At 72.6% G+C, this 14,694-nt stretch carries 14 protein-coding genes; 11 read left to right on the forward strand and 3 right to left on the reverse strand.

Going from position 1 to position 14,694, the window contains the following annotated elements; genetic code table 11:
* Positions 1–76 precede the first annotated feature (76 nt).
* The 5 genes from ACQ452_RS04245 (at position 77) to ACQ452_RS04265 (ending at position 4,728) form a co-directional block, all read left to right on the forward strand.
* Positions 77–1,975, forward strand: a complete 1,899-nt coding sequence (locus ACQ452_RS04245) for a serine/threonine-protein kinase (RefSeq protein ID WP_433389948.1) — start codon at positions 77–79, stop codon at positions 1,973–1,975.
* Positions 1,976–2,068: 93 nt separating this feature from the next.
* Positions 2,069–2,293 (forward strand): hypothetical protein, encoded by a 225-nt coding sequence (locus tag ACQ452_RS04250; RefSeq protein WP_433389951.1) that lies wholly within the window; start codon positions 2,069–2,071, stop codon positions 2,291–2,293.
* A 139-nt stretch (positions 2,294–2,432) separates the two neighbouring features.
* Positions 2,433–3,176: a M50 family metallopeptidase gene (locus tag ACQ452_RS04255; RefSeq protein ID WP_433389954.1), complete on the forward strand. Its 744-nt coding sequence runs from the start codon at positions 2,433–2,435 to the stop codon at positions 3,174–3,176.
* A gap of 126 nt (positions 3,177–3,302) precedes the next feature.
* Positions 3,303–3,803: an RNA polymerase sigma factor gene (locus tag ACQ452_RS04260; RefSeq protein WP_433389956.1), complete on the forward strand. Its 501-nt coding sequence runs from the start codon at positions 3,303–3,305 to the stop codon at positions 3,801–3,803.
* On the forward strand, positions 3,796–4,728 hold the full coding sequence (locus ACQ452_RS04265) for a hypothetical protein (protein ID WP_433389959.1): 933 nt from the start codon (positions 3,796–3,798) through the stop codon (positions 4,726–4,728). Before ACQ452_RS04260 ends, ACQ452_RS04265 begins: the two co-directional genes overlap by 8 nt.
* 49 nt (positions 4,729–4,777) lie before the next feature.
* Here the strand turns inward: ACQ452_RS04265 and ACQ452_RS04270 are convergent, their stop codons facing one another.
* The gene (locus tag ACQ452_RS04270; RefSeq protein ID WP_433389962.1) at positions 4,778–6,361 is read right to left on the reverse strand and encodes an acyl-CoA carboxylase subunit beta; all 1,584 of its coding nucleotides are present in this window, start codon (positions 6,359–6,361) and stop codon (positions 4,778–4,780) included.
* A gap of 105 nt (positions 6,362–6,466) precedes the next feature.
* On the opposite strand from ACQ452_RS04270, the gene ACQ452_RS04275 reads away from it, so the two are divergent.
* Together ACQ452_RS04275 and ACQ452_RS04280 are read left to right on the forward strand one after the other, a co-directional pair.
* Positions 6,467–7,342 (forward strand): biotin--[acetyl-CoA-carboxylase] ligase, encoded by an 876-nt coding sequence (locus ACQ452_RS04275; protein ID WP_433389965.1) that lies wholly within the window; start codon positions 6,467–6,469, stop codon positions 7,340–7,342.
* A gap of 119 nt (positions 7,343–7,461) precedes the next feature.
* Positions 7,462–8,034 (forward strand): PH domain-containing protein, encoded by a 573-nt coding sequence (locus ACQ452_RS04280; protein WP_433389968.1) that lies wholly within the window; start codon positions 7,462–7,464, stop codon positions 8,032–8,034.
* 71 nt (positions 8,035–8,105) lie between these two features.
* Here the strand turns inward: ACQ452_RS04280 and ACQ452_RS04285 are convergent, their stop codons facing one another.
* Together ACQ452_RS04285 and ACQ452_RS04290 are read right to left on the reverse strand one after the other, a co-directional pair.
* Positions 8,106–8,825, reverse strand: a complete 720-nt coding sequence (locus ACQ452_RS04285; RefSeq protein WP_433389970.1) for a GtrA family protein — start codon at positions 8,823–8,825, stop codon at positions 8,106–8,108.
* Positions 8,826–8,889: 64 nt separating this feature from the next.
* Positions 8,890–9,420, reverse strand: coding sequence for a GtrA family protein (locus ACQ452_RS04290; RefSeq protein ID WP_433393974.1), 531 nt, complete (start codon positions 9,418–9,420; stop codon positions 8,890–8,892).
* A gap of 394 nt (positions 9,421–9,814) precedes the next feature.
* Between ACQ452_RS04290 and ACQ452_RS04295 the strand changes: the two genes are divergently transcribed.
* From ACQ452_RS04295 to ACQ452_RS04310, 4 genes are all read left to right on the forward strand, one after another.
* The gene (locus tag ACQ452_RS04295) at positions 9,815–11,656 is read left to right on the forward strand and encodes a phosphoenolpyruvate carboxykinase (GTP) (protein ID WP_433389973.1); all 1,842 of its coding nucleotides are present in this window, start codon (positions 9,815–9,817) and stop codon (positions 11,654–11,656) included.
* Positions 11,657–11,699: 43 nt separating this feature from the next.
* A complete protein-coding gene (locus tag ACQ452_RS04300) occupies positions 11,700–12,560 on the forward strand; it encodes a hypothetical protein (RefSeq protein WP_433389975.1) in 861 nt (286 codons plus the stop codon).
* Positions 12,561–12,704: 144 nt separating this feature from the next.
* Positions 12,705–13,886 (forward strand): geranylgeranyl reductase family protein, encoded by a 1,182-nt coding sequence (locus ACQ452_RS04305; RefSeq protein ID WP_433389978.1) that lies wholly within the window; start codon positions 12,705–12,707, stop codon positions 13,884–13,886.
* 31 nt (positions 13,887–13,917) lie between these two features.
* A complete protein-coding gene (locus ACQ452_RS04310) occupies positions 13,918–14,688 on the forward strand; it encodes an isoprenyl transferase (RefSeq protein ID WP_433389981.1) in 771 nt (256 codons plus the stop codon).
* Positions 14,689–14,694: the final 6 nt, after the last annotated feature.

The following is a 14,694-nucleotide window of genomic DNA, read 5'->3' on the forward strand; positions in this document are numbered from 1 at the left end:
CGGGGGAGGCCGAGTCGGGTCACGCAGTGGCGTGCCGGCGGTGTGAGCGTCGCCGGCTCCGGGTACCGTCTGGGCGATGTCGAACGCGCTGCCCCAACTCGTCGCTGACCGATACCGGCTTCTCTCGCCGCTCGGTCAGGGTGGCATGGGTCGGGTGTGGAAGGCGCGCGACGAGGTGCTGCACCGGGACGTGGCCATCAAGGAACTCGTCCCGCCGCCCAGCCTCACCGACGAGGAACGCCGGGAGATGCGGGAGCGCTCGCTGCGCGAGGCCCGCGCCATCGCCCGGCTCAACCACATCAATGTGGTGCGCATCTTCGACGTGCTGCGCACCGACGGCGACCCGTGGATCGTCATGGAGTACGTGGCGTCGAAGTCGTTGCAGGACACGCTCGCCCAGGACGGCCCGGTGACGCCGGCGCGTGCCGTGGAGATCGGCCTGGGTGTGCTGGCCGCGCTGAAGTCGGCGCACAAGGCCGGGGTGATGCACCGCGACGTCAAGCCCGGCAACGTGCTGCTCGGTGACGACGGTCGGGTGGTGTTGACCGATTTCGGCCTCGCCACGATTCCCGGCGACCCGAACGTGACCCGCACCGGCATGGTGCTCGGCTCGCCCGCGTACATCTCGCCGGAGCGGGCCCGCGAGGGCACCGCCGGGCCGGAGGCCGACCTCTGGTCGCTGGGCGCCACCCTCTACGCGGCGGTCGAGGGCAAGTCGCCGTACGCCCGGCCGTCGGCGATCGCCACCCTGGCGGCGCTCGCCACCGAGCCGATGCCGCCGCCGAAGAACGCCGGGCCGCTCAAGCCGGTGCTCAACGGGCTGCTGCGCAAGGACCCGAACGAGCGGATCAACGCCGACGTGGCGGAGCGGCTGCTGCGCCGCGCCGCCGGCAAGCGGACCCGCACCATCCCGCTGCTCGACGGCGTACGCCGGCCGGGGCCGAACGGTCCGCGTGAGCCGCGCCCGCCGGTGGTGCCGGCGCCGCGCCCCGCCGAGGGACGCTCCGACCAGCCGGTCAGCCCGCCCGCGCCCCGGGCCGCGCAGGCCGCCGGTGTCGAGGACGCGACCGCGGCGCTCGCCGCGGACCTCACCCCGACGGCCAAGGTCGACTCGTCGGGTTCGGACGCGGTGGTGACGGCGAAGGTCGACGCGTCGCGTCCGGCGCTGGACGACACGAAGGCCGAGCCGGTGGACGCGGCGCGCCGACGGCCGGCGCATCCCACGTCGACGATGCCCGCGCCGGTGAGCCCGCCGTCCGGCAGGGCGACGGTCGTCGCGTCCGGCGGCACGAAGCCGAACAACACCCGGCGCAGCGTGTTGATCGGTGTGCTGGTCGCGTTGCTGCTGCTGGGCCTGGTGTTGGTCGTGCCGATGCTGACGGGCGGCGACGGCGGGGACGACGACGGGGCCCCGCAGGCCGAACCGACCGGTGCCGCGCCCACGCAGTCGCAGTCCGCCGCACCGGCCCCGCCGACGAGCGCCGCGCCGAGCCCGACACCGTCGGCCAGCCCGTCGGTGGACCCGAACGCGCTGCCGGCGGGCTGGAAGCTGCACAAGGACCCGGCCGGCTTCGCGTTGCCGCTGCCGGCGACCTGGAGGCGCAGCAGCAGCGGGGCGAACACCGTCATCTTCCAGGAGCCCGGCGGGGTGGGTGAGCTGCTGGTGCAGTGGACCTCGACGCCGAAGTCGGACGCGTACGCCGACTGGAAGCGGATCGAGCCGGACCGCAGGAAGTTCGTCAACAACTACCAGTACCTGGACATCAAGCGCTGCGACTACTGGAAGACCTGCGCGGACTGGGAGTGGCTGGAGACCCGTGACGGCACCCGGATCCACGTCCGTAACCGGGGCTTCGTGACGGCCAAGAATCGCGGTTACGCCCTGCGCTGGGAGGTCGCCGCGAAGGACTGGCAGGCCAACCTGGCGAACTTCGACCGGATCGCCAAGGGCTTCAAGCCCGACCGCCAGGACTGACCGGCGGGATTCGTACCCATGCGAGATCGACTCGCATGACCTTGCGTCGTACGGGGTATCCACATTCCACGACGACGGAAGGGAGGGTACGACATGGGTTACCGACGGAGGGACGCCCGGCCCCGAGTGGCACTGTGGATGCTCGTGGCCCTCGGCGACATCGTCCTACTGCTCGCCGCCGCCGGCCTGCCGGTGCTGTTCGCACTGCTCAGTGTCGTGAGCGTCACCCTCGCCGTGGTGGGTGCCCGGCGGTTCGCCCGACGCAGCGCGCTCGCCCGTGAAGAGGCGGTGCCCGTGGCTGTCCGACGGCAGGCCTGACGCCCGCGCCGTCGACGTGGCGCCAGCGCCTCGGAGGGTTACCTGACCCTCGGGGCGCGACACCCGGAAGCGGCGCCGAAGGTGCCCGGCCGCGTGCGGGGCGCGGCGACACAGGTCGGGGCCGGTAGGCTCGCGCCCCATGGTGTCGATCGACGGGCTCGGCGGTCTCTGGGACAAGCTGTTCGCGGCGCAGCCGGACCCGCCACCCCTGCTGGTGCTGCTGACCGCCGCCGTCGCACTGGTGGTGGTCTCCACCCGGGTGCCCTGGCGGATCGCCCGCAACGCCATCACCATCGCCCACGAGGGCGGGCACGCGCTGGTCGCCCTGCTCACCGGCCGCCGGCTGCACGGCATCCGGCTGCACTCGGACACCTCGGGGCTCACCCTCTCCGCCGGCCGGCCCACCGGGCCGGGGATGATCCTCACCCTGCTCGCCGGCTACGTCGCGCCGCCGCTGGTGGGGCTGGCCGGCGCGTGGCTGCTCGGCGGCAACCGGATCACCCTGCTGCTCTGGGTGGCCGTGGTGCTGCTGCTGGCCATGCTGGTCATGATCCGCAACGTCTTCGGCGTGCTTTCGTTGCTGGTCACCGGCGGGGTGGTGCTCGCCGTCTCCTGGTACGCCACGCCACAGGTGCAGGCGGCCTTCGCGTACGCCGGGGTGTGGTTCCTGCTGCTCGGCGGGGTGCGCCCGGTGGTGGAACTGCAACGGCTGCGTTCGCGGGGGCGGATGCCCGCCTCCGACGCCGACCAGCTCGCCGGCCTCACCCCGCTGCCCGCGTTCTTCTGGGTCACCCTCTTCGCCCTGGTCAACCTGGTCGCCCTCGGTGGCGGTGCGCTGCTGCTCGCCGGCCCGATGCTGACGGGGGCCGGCCTGACGCCCTGAGTCGGGCCGCGTACCGGCCCGGTCGTCCAACACCCCGCCGGCCGGCGGCGAGAATGATCGGTCGGCCGGGCAACCGGCGGCACCACCGGGCGCGTGTCCCCTGCGAGCGTCACGGGGAGGTAGCGGGTGCCGGACGTCGACGGGTTCGACGATTTCTACCGGGGCAGCCGGCAGCGGCTGCTCGGGTTCGTCTACGCACTCACAGGTGATCTCGCCGAGGCGCAGGACGCCGTGCAGGAGGCGTACATCCGGGCCTGGCAGCGCTGGGCGACGGTGAGCGCGTACGAGGAGCCGGAGGCGTGGGTGCGGGTGGTGGCCAGCCGCATCGCCGTCAGCCGGTGGCGCAGCCTGCGCAGCCGGGCCCGCGCCTACCTGCGGCACGGCGCCAACGACAGTGTGCCCGGGCCGGACACCGTCACCGTCGAGGTGGTCACCGCCCTGCGCCGGCTCCCCGAGGAACAGCGCACCGCCATCGCCCTCTACTACCTGGTCGGCATGCCGGTCGCCGAGGTGGCCCGGCAGACGGCCGCCCCGGTGGGCACCGTCAAGGCCCGCCTCTTCCGGGGGCGTGCCGCGCTGGCCGGGCTGCTCGCCGTCTCGGACCTGGAGGAGGCCGCCGATGCGTGACGACGTGACGCTTGTCGAACAGGTGCGCCGGGACCTGCGCGACGTGCGCTGGCCGGAGCCGGCGGAGATCCGCGCCCGGGCCCGGCGGCGCAGCAGGTGCACGGCGCTGACGGCGGCGGTCGCGACGCTGGCCGTGCTGTCGGGCTCCGCGTACGCGGCGGCCGGACGGTCGGGGTCGTCGTCGCCCCTGATCACCGCCGCCTCGGAGTCTCCGGCGCCCCTCGTCGTTGCCGCCTCGGTGTCTCCGGCGCACGTCGTGCCGAGCGAGATCCCGCAGGAGGCCCTGCTCGCCCCCGGGGACGTGCCCCTGCGGACCGGCGTGCAACTCGGTGAGACGGGGCTGGCGGAGCCGGTGCGGATCGACCCCCTGCTGGAGTCCTGCGGCCACGAGCGGGGCGTGCCGTCGGTGGTGCCCACGTCCCGCTACTCGCGGTCCCGGACCCTGCTGCGCGCGTCGGTGGATCCGGCGGTGCGCCGCCCGGCGCTGACCCAGGACGTCTACCGGGTCGACCCGGGCCAGGGCAGGCTCGTCTTCGGCTTCGTCGGGATGCTGCTCAACGCCTGCGCGCAGTGGCAGCTCACCGGGTCCGCGCTCGTGGACGGTCGTCCCGTGCGGACCGTCGACACGCATCGCTGGGAGGCACCGGTGAGCGGCTTCGCCGGGGACGAGTCCGTGATGCTGCGTCACGTGTCGCTGACGCCACGCGGGTCGGTCGGCGGGCCGGCGGTGGCCGCGAATCCGTCGGTGGAGGTCACCGTGGTGGTGCGGGTCGGCGACCTGGTCACCGTGGTCGCGACCGGCCCGGACACCGTCGCGGACACGGTCGACGCCCGCCCCGGACAAAGCCTCAGCAACGCCTACCTGGAAACGCTCGGCCGGACCGCGGCACGCCGGATGTGCGTCGCGTCGAACCCCGGCTGCTGAGCGGAGATCCCCCGCGTCGCCAGGAACGCGGGGGATCCGGGTGGAGGCCCTACAGCGGGATGTTGCCGTGCTTCTTCGGGGGCAGGGTCTCCCGCTTGGTGCGCAGCACCCGCAGCGCCCGGACGATCTGGGTGCGCGTCTCGTGCGGCGGGATGACGCTGTCCACGTAGCCGCGCTCGGCCGCGATGTACGGGTTGGCGAAGGTGTCCTCGTACTCGGCGATCTTCTCGGCCCGCACGGCGGCCGGGTCCTCGGCGCCGGCCAGGTCCGCGCGGTAGAGGATGTTCACCGCGCCCTGCGCGCCCATCACCGCGATCTGCGCGGTCGGCCAGGCGAAGTTCAGGTCCGCGCCGAGGTGCTTGGAGCCCATCACGTCGTACGCCCCGCCGTACGCCTTGCGGGTGATCACGGTGACCTTCGGGACGGTGGCCTCGGCGTACGCGTAGATGAGCTTCGCGCCCCGGCGGATGATGCCGTCCCACTCCTGGCCGGTGCCGGGCAGGAAACCGGGAACGTCCACGAAGGTCAGCACCGGGATGTTGAACGCGTCGCAGGTGCGCACGAACCGGGCGGCCTTCTCGGAGGCGGCGATGTCCAGGGTGCCGGCGAAGTGCATCGGCTGGTTGGCGACCACACCGACGGGCCGGCCCTCGACCCGCCCGTAGCCGACGACGATGTTCTGCGCGTAGAGGGGCTGGACCTCCAGGAACTCGCCGTCGTCGAGGACGTGCTCGATCACCCGGTGCATGTCGTACGGCTGGTTCGCGGAGTCGGGGATCAGCGTGTCCAGCTCCCGGTCCTCCCCGCTCACGTCGAGGTCGGCCGGGGCGTCGAAGACCAGCGGCTCGTCCAGGTTGTTCGACGGCAGGTACGACAGCAGCGCCTTGACGTAGTCGACGGCGTCCTGCTCGTCGGTGGCGAGGTAGTGGGCGTTGCCGCTGCGCGCGTTGTGCGTGCGGGCGCCGCCCAGCTCCTCCATGCCCACGTCCTCGCCGGTGACCGTCTTGATGACGTCCGGGCCGGTGATGAACATGTGCGAGGTCTGGTCGACCATCACCGTGAAGTCGGTGACCGCCGGGGAGTAGACCGCGCCGCCGGCGCACGGACCCATGATCAGCGAGATCTGCGGGATGACGCCGCTGGCCCGCACGTTGCGGAAGAAGATCTCGCCGTAGAGGCCGAGCGAGGCGACGCCCTCCTGGATGCGGGCGCCCCCGGAGTCGTTGATGCCGATGACCGGGCAACCGATCTTCATGGCCAGGTCCATGACCTTGACGATCTTCTCGCCGAAGACCTCGCCGAGGGAGCCGCCGAAGACGGTGAAGTCCTGGGCGAAGACGCAGACCTGCCGGCCGTCGATGGTGCCGTAGCCGGTGATGACGCCGTCGCCGTACGGGCGGGTGCTCGCGAGGCCGAAGTTGGTGGACCGGTGCCGGGCCAGCTCGTCCAGCTCGACGAAGGACCCCTCGTCGAGCAGCATGCCGATCCGCTCCCGGGCGGTCTTCTTGCCCCTGGTGTGCTGCTTCTCGACCGCGCGGGCGGACCCGGCGTGCACCGCCTCGTCGACCCGTCGCTCCAGGTCGGCCAGCTTGCCGGCGGTGCTGTGGATGTTGGTCCCGGTCTCGGTAGTCACCCTGGGAATATAACGATGGTTCAGGCCACCGCCGTTGTGCAGTTCGCCTCAGCCCGGCCGGCGCCGCCCCCGGCTGCCCGGACGGGCTGGCCGTAGGCTGGCGGGATGCCGGGTTCGCCGTACACCGATCTGGACCGCCCGCCGCTGTCGGCGGCGCGGCTGCGGCGGGCGCTGGTCGCCCCGGCCGGGCCCTGGTCCCGGCTGGAGCTGCGCGTCGAGACCGGCTCGACCAACGCCGACGTGGCCGAGGCGGCCCGGGCGGGCGAGCCGGAGGGCCTGGTGGTGGTCGCGGAACGGCAGCACGCCGGGCGTGGCCGGCGCGGCCGGGCCTGGCAGTCGCCGGCCCGGGCGGGCATTGCCGCCAGCGTGCTGCTGCGCCCGGGGGAGGCCGTCGCCGAGCGCGGGTGGCCGCCGGCGCCGCAGGCGGGGTACGGCTGGCTGCCGCTGCTGGCCGGGGTGGCCCTGGTCGAGACGGTGACCCGGCTGGCGGAGCTGGACGCGGGCCTGAAGTGGCCCAACGACCTGCTCGTCGGCGACGCGAAGTGCGCCGGGATCCTCGCCGAGGCGGTGCCAGGGCCCGAGCCGGCCCGGCCGCCCGCGATCGTGCTCGGTATCGGTCTGAACGTCACGCTGCGTGCCGACGAGTTGCCGGTGAACCCGACGGGGTTGCCGGCGACCTCGCTGCAACTGGCCGGCGCGGCGGCCACCGACCGGGACCCGCTGCTGCGGGCGCTGCTGCGCGGGATCGCCGACTGGTACGGCGAGTGGCGCGCGGCCGGCGGGGACGCGGTCGCCAGCGGCCTGCGCGACGCCTACCTGGCGGCCTGCGCGACGGTCGGCCGGCAGGTACGCGTGCTGCTGCCCGGCGGCGAGGAGCTGACCGGCACCGCGACCGGCGTGGACGCCGACGGCCAGCTCCTGGTCGACACCGCCGTCGGCAGCCGCGCCCTGGCGGCCGGCGACGTGCTCCACCTCCGCTGACGTTCCCGCGCCGGCCCTCGCGGTAAGGGCAAGATCGCGCAGACGGCACCGCGCGGCTGATCCCCAGGGGATTGGCGAGCGGTTACGGTCAGCGCGTCCGTTTCTGCGAGGAGGTTCCTGTGGCGTTCCCCGATGACGTGCTCACCGAGGACGAGCACGTCGTACTGCACCTGCATCCGCACTGGAAGGCGCTGATCCGGCCGGTCGCGGTGCTCGTGCTCGCGGTCGCGGCGGTGGTGGCCGGCGTGGTCCTGTTGCCGTCCGGCGGGGGCGGCTCCATCGCGCTCGCCGTCATCGGCGGCCTGGCGCTGCTGGTGGTGCTGTGGCTGACGCTCTGGCCGTTCCTGGTCTGGCGGAGCACCCACTACCTCTTCACCGACGAGCGGGTGCTGCTCCAGCAGGGCGTGCTCTCCCGAGACCGGCGGGACATCCCGCTGGCCCGGATCAACGACCACGCGATGAACCAGCGGTTCGTGGAGCGCCTGCTGGGCTGCGGCACCCTGACCATCGAGTCCGCCGGCGAACGCGGTCAGTCCGTCCTGCCCGACGTGCCGAGGGTCGGTCAGGTACAGACCAAGCTGTACGAGCTGGTGGAGGCCCACCACGACAAGCACTCGCTCGGCGACACCGAGATGCGCGACATCCTGGCGGACCTGCACGAGGGCAAGTCGCTGCGGGACCCCACCGCCTGAGCCGGACCGGTCGGAACCGGCCCGGCGCAGGCTGGGTCGGGCGGAGCTGGGGTGGGCGTGTGCCGCGGGGATCAGCGGCGCCGCGGGCGGCGGCTGGTGACGTGCAGCTCGGCGGCGAGTTCCGTCTCCAGCTCCCGGTCGAGGGCGCCGTCGAGCGCCGCGCCGAGCGGGGTGGGGCGTCCCTGGGCCGGGGCCGCGGGCGGCCCGGGGTCGGTCGCGCGTCGCGCGGCGCCCGGTGGGCGCTCGGACTCCTCCAACTCGGAGACCGACTCGGCCAGCTCGGCCACCGGGTCCATCCCGGCCATGGTGTCCCACTCGTCGCGTGGGATGTCGTGCCACGTCTCGGCGGCGTGTGCCGGCGCGGGTTGGAAGACGAACGTCCGGTAGGACCAGAAGCGGAACAGCGTCGCGAGCAGGACGCCGCCGGTCTTGGCCACGTTGAGGGCGAGCAGGCTGGTCAGGCCCAGTCCGTACTTGGCGGCGGCCAGGACGCCCAGCTCGATGAGCAGGCCGGCACCGTTGAAAAGGAAAAACAGGACGTATTCCCGCTGCATGGCCGATTTCGGTCTGTCCCGGTACGTCCAGTGACGATTCATCAGATATGACGTGATGGTCGCCACAATGGTCGCGATGGCCGTCGCCTTGAGCTGCCCGTCGACGAAAACGGTCAGTGCGAGGGCATTGAACACGGCGTAATTGATTACGGTGTTGACGCCGCCGACGATTCCGAACTTGGCCGCCTCGTGGATGAACTTCTGCCAGCGCTCGGGTAGCAGACGGACAAGACGCATGCGGAACACCTTAGGGCAGTGGGCGGGGCCGGTAGGCTCCGGCCGGGACGGATGGGGCGGCAGGTCACGCCCGGTCTCGGTCGTGCTTCTCTTCCGGAACAGCCGGAGTTCCCGCTTCGACGAAGACGAACCGTCGGTAGGACCAGAACCGGAACAGCGTCCCGAGCCCGGTCCCGACGATGAAGCTGGCGATGTTGTCGGCCAGCGGGGTCTGGAACACCTGCGGCCAGATGCTGCCCAGGCCGTAGCGGCTGACCGCCAGGCAGGCCACGGCGATCCCCAGGCCGACGCCGTTGAAGAGGAAGAACAGCGCGTACTCGCGGGCCGGGTTGGAGCCCCGGCGGTGCCGCCACGTCCAGAACCGGTTGCCGACGAACGCGACGGTCGCCGCGATCACCGTCGAGATGGTCTTCGCGGTGACCTGCTCGACGCCCCGCACGCTCGTCAGGTAGTTGAAGAGCGCGAAGTCGATCAGGAAGGCGATCCCGCCGACGGTGGCGAACTTGCTCAGCTCGCGGACGAGGTGGCCGAAACGGTCCACGAGCGAGCGGACCACACCTGGGCGGGCCTGCCGGGAGCCTTGCTCCCCGGCCATCGTCGCGGACACGACGCGAGCCTACCGGCTGCGGACACCCGGCACGGGTTGCAACGACGGACCACCCGCCGCGTGTGCGCCAGGTGGACACAGGGTAACGGGGTCCGGTGGCACGCCGGACCGGTTCCGCGGGTTCGTGCCGGCGACGCGGGCCGACGGCCCATGTGGGTTCCTCACAGGATTTGCGTGAAACTGCGCGCGAAAGCGGGTATTAGCTCGTGATGCCGCAGCGTGACCGGACCTTGTGCAGTTCTTCACAACCAGTCCCACTGACTGGCGACCGCACCCGGTTTACGCTGAGGCCAATCCCAGGTTTCCACGAAGACGACGTATGGCGCCGTCAAGACTCGTGCATCCCACAGATCGGTCAGCGTCGACCACAAGGAGATGTGTCATGGTTGCTCCGGCTACCGTTCGGGGTATCGATCAGGCCCCGACGTCCCACCCCAAACTGCTCGCCTGGGTCCGTGAGGTCGCTGAACTGACCACCCCCGACCGTGTCGTCTGGGTGGACGGGTCCGACGAGGAATGGCGCCGCCTCACGGACGAGCTGGTCGAGGCCGGCACCCTGATCCGGCTCAACCCCGAGAAGAAGCCCAACTCGTTCTACGCGCGTACCGACCCGACGGACGTCGCCCGGGTCGAGGAGCGCACCTACATCTGCTCCGTGGACGAGGCGGACGCCGGCCCCACCAACAACTGGATGGCGCCGGCCGAGATGAAGCGGACGATGACGGAGCTGTACCGCGGTTGCATGCGCGGGCGCACCATGTACGTCATTCCGTTCTGCATGGGCCCCGTCGAGGCCGAGAGCCCCATGTTCGGCGTCGAGATCACCGACAGCCCGTACGTGGTCGCCTCCATGCGCATCATGACCCGGATGGGTGCGAAGGTCCTGGAGGCGCTGGGCGACGACGCGGACTTCGTGCACGCGCTGCACTCCATCGGCGCCCCGCTCGCCCCCGGCCAGCAGGACGTGGCGTGGCCGTGCAACGAGACGAAGTACATCTCGCACTTCCCGGAGACCCGGGAGATCTGGTCCTTCGGCTCGGGTTACGGCGGCAACTCGCTGCTCGGCAAGAAGTGCTACTCGCTGCGGATCGCCAGCGTGATGGGCCGCGACGAGGGCTGGCTCGCCGAGCACATGCTGATCCTCAAGATCACCTCCCCGGAGGGGAAGGTCTACCACATCGCCGGCGCCTTCCCGTCGGCCTGCGGCAAGACCAACCTGGCCATGCTGGAGCCGACCATCCCGGGCTGGAAGGTCGAGACCATCGGCGACGACATCGCCTGGATGCGCTTCGGTGCGGACGGCCGCCTCTACGCGGTCAACCCGGAGTACGGCCTCTTCGGCGTCGCGCCCGGCACCGACTGGAAGACCAACGCCAACGCCATGCGGACGCTGGACCGCGGCAACTCCGTCTTCACCAACGTGGCCCTGACCGACGACGGTGACATCTGGTGGGAGGGCATGGGCGAGCCGCCGGCGCACCTCATCGACTGGAAGGGCAACGACTGGACGCCGGAGAGCGACAACCTCTCCTCGCACGCCAACAGCCGGTTCTGCACCCCGATCACCCAGTGCCCGATCCTCTCGGAGGACTACTACGACCCCAACGGGGTGCCGATCGACGCGATCCTCTTCGGCGGCCGCCGCCGGGACACCATCCCGCTGGTGACCGAGGCCCGCGACTGGGTGCACGGCGTCTACATGGGTGCGACGCTCTCCTCGGAGACCACCGCCGCCGCCTCCGGCGCGGTCGGCGTCGTGCGCCGCGACCCGATGGCGATGCTGCCGTTCATCGGCTACCACGCCGGCGACTACTTCCGGCACTGGATCGAGATGGGCAAGGGCAGCGACGGCGACGAGTCCAAGCTGCCGAAGATCTACTACGTCAACTGGTTCCGCAAGGACCCGGAGGGCAGCTTCCTCTGGCCGGGCTTCGGCGAGAACTCCCGGGTGCTCAAGTGGGTCGTCGAGCGCATCGAGGGGCGCGCCGAGGCGGTGGAGACGCCGATCGGCATGGTGCCGGCCCAGGACGCGCTCGACATCGAGGGCCTGGACATGACCCCGGAGGACGTCCGGATCGCGCTCAAGGTCGACCCGGAGGAGTGGCGCAAGGAGCTTCCGCTGGTCACCGAGTGGTTCGAGAAGTTCGGCGACAAGCTGCCGGGCGTGCTCTGGGCGGAGCTGGACGCGCTGCGTGCCCGGCTCGACGCGGCGCCGCAGCGCTGACGACAGGTGTGATCGGGGCCCGTACCGGGCATGATCTGATCCCATGAGGACGGCCGCCGCGACCGAGGTCCGGCGGCCGTCCGCCGTCCGGGCACTGACCACGCTGCTCGCGCTGACCGCGGCGGCCACCGTCGTGGTGGAGCTGCTCAACTGGTGGTACGCCCCGGAGCAGGGCTTCGGGCTGGCGGTGCGGACGGGCTGGGCGATGCTCCGGTCGCTCGGCTTCCTGCTGTTGATCGGGCACGTGCGCAGGGGCCGGACGGCGGCCCGGCCGTTCGGGCTGATCCTGACGGTAACGACGGTCTTCGCGGTCGGCCGGCTGATCGTGCCCCGCGCGGGGGTGCCGCCGCTGCCGGGGCTGCTCGGGTTCGCCCTGCTCACCGCGCTCTGCGCCGCCGTGCTCTGGCTGCTCTACCGCTCGCCCGCGGTGTCCGGGCACCTGATCCGGCACCGGCCCCGGCTGGTCGTCGAACGCGGCGGCATCTTCTGGCGGGAGACCCCGCCCCGCCGGCCGGAGGTCAGCGGTTGGCTGCTCACCAGCCGGGTCGCGGCGTTCACCTACAGCCCGCTCATGCTGGTCCCGGCGCTGGTCGCCGGCGGAGCGGTGCTCGACGACCGGCTGGCGGCCGTGCCGGCCGTGCTGTTCTGGTTCGTCGCCGGGATCGTGACCAGTTACGCGGTGCTCTTCTGCACCGCCTTCCTCATGCGCGGCAAGGGCTGGGCGCGCGGTCTGCTGGTGGGGGTCACCGCGGCCGTGCTCGCCGTCGACCTGCCGCTGTGCTGGTGGCTGCTGGGCGCCGACGGCCTGATCCGCGACGGTGGGCCGCTGGTGGCCGCCGCCGGCCTGACGCTCTACGGCCTGTGGCGCGCGACCCGCGTCGAACGCGCCGCCGCGGCGGCGTAGGTCGCCGGGCGTCTCGGCCCTCAGGGAGTGCGGGGTGGGTCGCCGGCGTCTCCACCCCGCGCGGGCGTGCGGGGTGGAGACGCCGGGACGACCCGGCCGCCGTGCCGGGCGGGTTTCGGCGCGGCGGGCCCGTCCGGCGGCAGGATGGCCCCAGGAGCCGGACCGGCGGTGGGAGGCGACGCGGTGAGCGAGGACTTCGACGTGGTGGTGGTCGGGGCCGGCCCGGCCGGCTCGGCCGCCGCGCTGGCGGCCCGGCGGGCGGGGGCGAGCGTGCTGCTGCTGGACCGGTCCGACTTCCCCCGGGACAAGCCGTGCGGGGACGGCATCGCGGCGCACGCGCTGGACGTGCTCGACGAGCTGGGGGTGCCCGACGCGGTGGCCGGCTATCCGCCGGTGCCGGCGCTGCGCCTGGTCGGCCCGGCCGGCGGCAGCGTGGCCCGGGCACTGCCCCGGCCGGCGTACACCGTGCCCCGGCGGGTCTTCGACGCCCGGCTGGTGACGGCGGCGGTCGCGGCCGGCGCGCAGCTACGCCGGCACACGGTGCGCCACGTCGAGGTCCTGGCCGACCGGGTGCTGCTCGACGGCGCGCTGGCGGCACGCGCGGTGGTCGGCGCGGACGGCGCCGGGTCCGTCGTGCGGCGGGCGCTCGGGCACCGACCGAATCCCGACCGTCACCTGGCGCTCGCCATCCGCGGGTACGCCCCGGCGCTGCCCGGCCCGCCCGAGCAGCTCATCGTCACGTCGGCGCCGCGCTGGCCGGCGTACGCCTGGTCGTTTCCGATCGGCGACGGCCGGGCGAACGTCGGGTACGGGGAGGTGTTGCGTGGTGAGCCGCTGACCAGGGCGCACCTGGTCGACCGGCTCGGCGCGCTGCTGCCCGGCACGGACCCGGGCACGGTCACCGGGCTGCGGGCCCACCACCTGCCGCTGTCGACGCACCGCCCGCGCGCCGGGCGGGGACGCCTGGTGCTCGCCGGGGACGCGCTCTCCCTGATCAATCCGTTCACCGGCGAGGGCATCTTCTACGCGCTGCGCTCCGGCGCGCTCGCGGGCGCGGCGGCGGCCGGCTCGCCCGAGCAGGCCGCCCGGCGGTACGCGGCGACGCTGGGCCGCCGCCTCGGCACCCACCTGCGGCACAGTTCGTTCGCGGCGTTGCTGGCCCGCCGCCGGTGGGTGGTCGACGCGGCGGTCCGGGCGGCCCGCCGCGACGAGCGGGTATACCGGACGGTGGTGGAGCTGGGGCTGGGCGACGGGCGGCTCGACGTCCGCACGCTGGGCATGATCGGCATCGGTCTGCCGGCGTGGGAGCGCAGTCCGAGGCGATGATCCGCCGCGCAGGTCGCTACGCTGCAAGGTGATGACTCTGCGGGACCTGATCTACTCCGTGTACGAGCGTCGCCTCAGGGCGAAGCTCGCGGGCAAGCCGGTGCCCCGGCACGTGGGCGTGATGTGCGACGGCAACCGCAGGTGGGCCCGGGAGATGGGCTACGTCGACCCGAACGACGGGCACCGGATGGGCGCCGTCAAGATCAAGCACATGCTCGGCTGGTGCAACCAGGCCGGCGTCGGGCACGTCACGCTCTATCTCCTGGCCACCGACAACCTGCGCAGGCCGGCCAAGGAACTCGACCCGCTGCTCCAGATCATCGAGGACCTGGTGGTCGAACTGGCCGAGGAGGGCAACCCCTGGCGGCTGCGGATGGTCGGTGCGCTCGACCTGCTGCCGGCCTCGACCGCCACCGCGCTCAAGGCCGCCGAGGAACGCACCCGGGATCGCAGCGGCGGGGCCGAGGTCAACATCGCGGTCGGCTACGGCGGCCGGCGGGAGATCACCGACGCGGTGCGTTCGCTCCTGCTGGAGTACGCCGCCACCGGTGGCACCCTGGAGGAACTGGCCGAGGTGCTCGACGTCGAGCACATCGCCGAGCACCTCTACACGCGGGGCCAGCCCGACCCGGACCTGGTCATCCGGACCAGCGGCGAGCAGCGCCTCTCCGGCTTCATGCTGTGGCAGTCGGCGCACTCGGAGTTCTACTTCTGCGAACTCAACTGGCCGGATTTCCGGCACATCGACTTTCTGCGCGCCCTGCGCTCGTACGCCAACCGCCAACGCCGCTACGGCGCCTGACCGTTG

Origin of the sequence: Micromonospora sp. KLBMP9576 (genome assembly GCF_050941805.1) — a bacterium.
Classification (GTDB): Bacteria; Actinomycetota; Actinomycetes; order Mycobacteriales; family Micromonosporaceae; genus Micromonospora.

What these genes read in the sequence shown, in the direction of transcription:
- ACQ452_RS04245 (WP_433389948.1), top strand. Translation starts at nt 77, where the DNA reads ATGTCGAACGCGCTGCCCCAACTCGTCGCTGACCGATACCGGCTTCTC.
- ACQ452_RS04250 (WP_433389951.1), top strand. Translation starts at nt 2,069, where the DNA reads ATGGGTTACCGACGGAGGGACGCCCGGCCCCGAGTGGCACTGTGGATG.
- ACQ452_RS04255 (WP_433389954.1), top strand. Translation starts at nt 2,433, where the DNA reads ATGGTGTCGATCGACGGGCTCGGCGGTCTCTGGGACAAGCTGTTCGCG.
- ACQ452_RS04265 (WP_433389959.1), top strand. Translation starts at nt 3,796, where the DNA reads ATGCGTGACGACGTGACGCTTGTCGAACAGGTGCGCCGGGACCTGCGC.
- ACQ452_RS04275 (WP_433389965.1), top strand. Translation starts at nt 6,467, where the DNA reads ATGCCGGGTTCGCCGTACACCGATCTGGACCGCCCGCCGCTGTCGGCG.
- ACQ452_RS04285 (WP_433389970.1), bottom strand. Translation starts at nt 8,825, where the DNA reads ATGCGTCTTGTCCGTCTGCTACCCGAGCGCTGGCAGAAGTTCATCCAC.
- ACQ452_RS04290 (WP_433393974.1), bottom strand. Translation starts at nt 9,420, where the DNA reads ATGGCCGGGGAGCAAGGCTCCCGGCAGGCCCGCCCAGGTGTGGTCCGC.
- ACQ452_RS04295 (WP_433389973.1), top strand. Translation starts at nt 9,815, where the DNA reads ATGGTTGCTCCGGCTACCGTTCGGGGTATCGATCAGGCCCCGACGTCC.
- ACQ452_RS04300 (WP_433389975.1), top strand. Translation starts at nt 11,700, where the DNA reads ATGAGGACGGCCGCCGCGACCGAGGTCCGGCGGCCGTCCGCCGTCCGG.
- ACQ452_RS04305 (WP_433389978.1), top strand. Translation starts at nt 12,705, where the DNA reads ATGGCCCCAGGAGCCGGACCGGCGGTGGGAGGCGACGCGGTGAGCGAG.
- ACQ452_RS04310 (WP_433389981.1), top strand. Translation starts at nt 13,918, where the DNA reads ATGACTCTGCGGGACCTGATCTACTCCGTGTACGAGCGTCGCCTCAGG.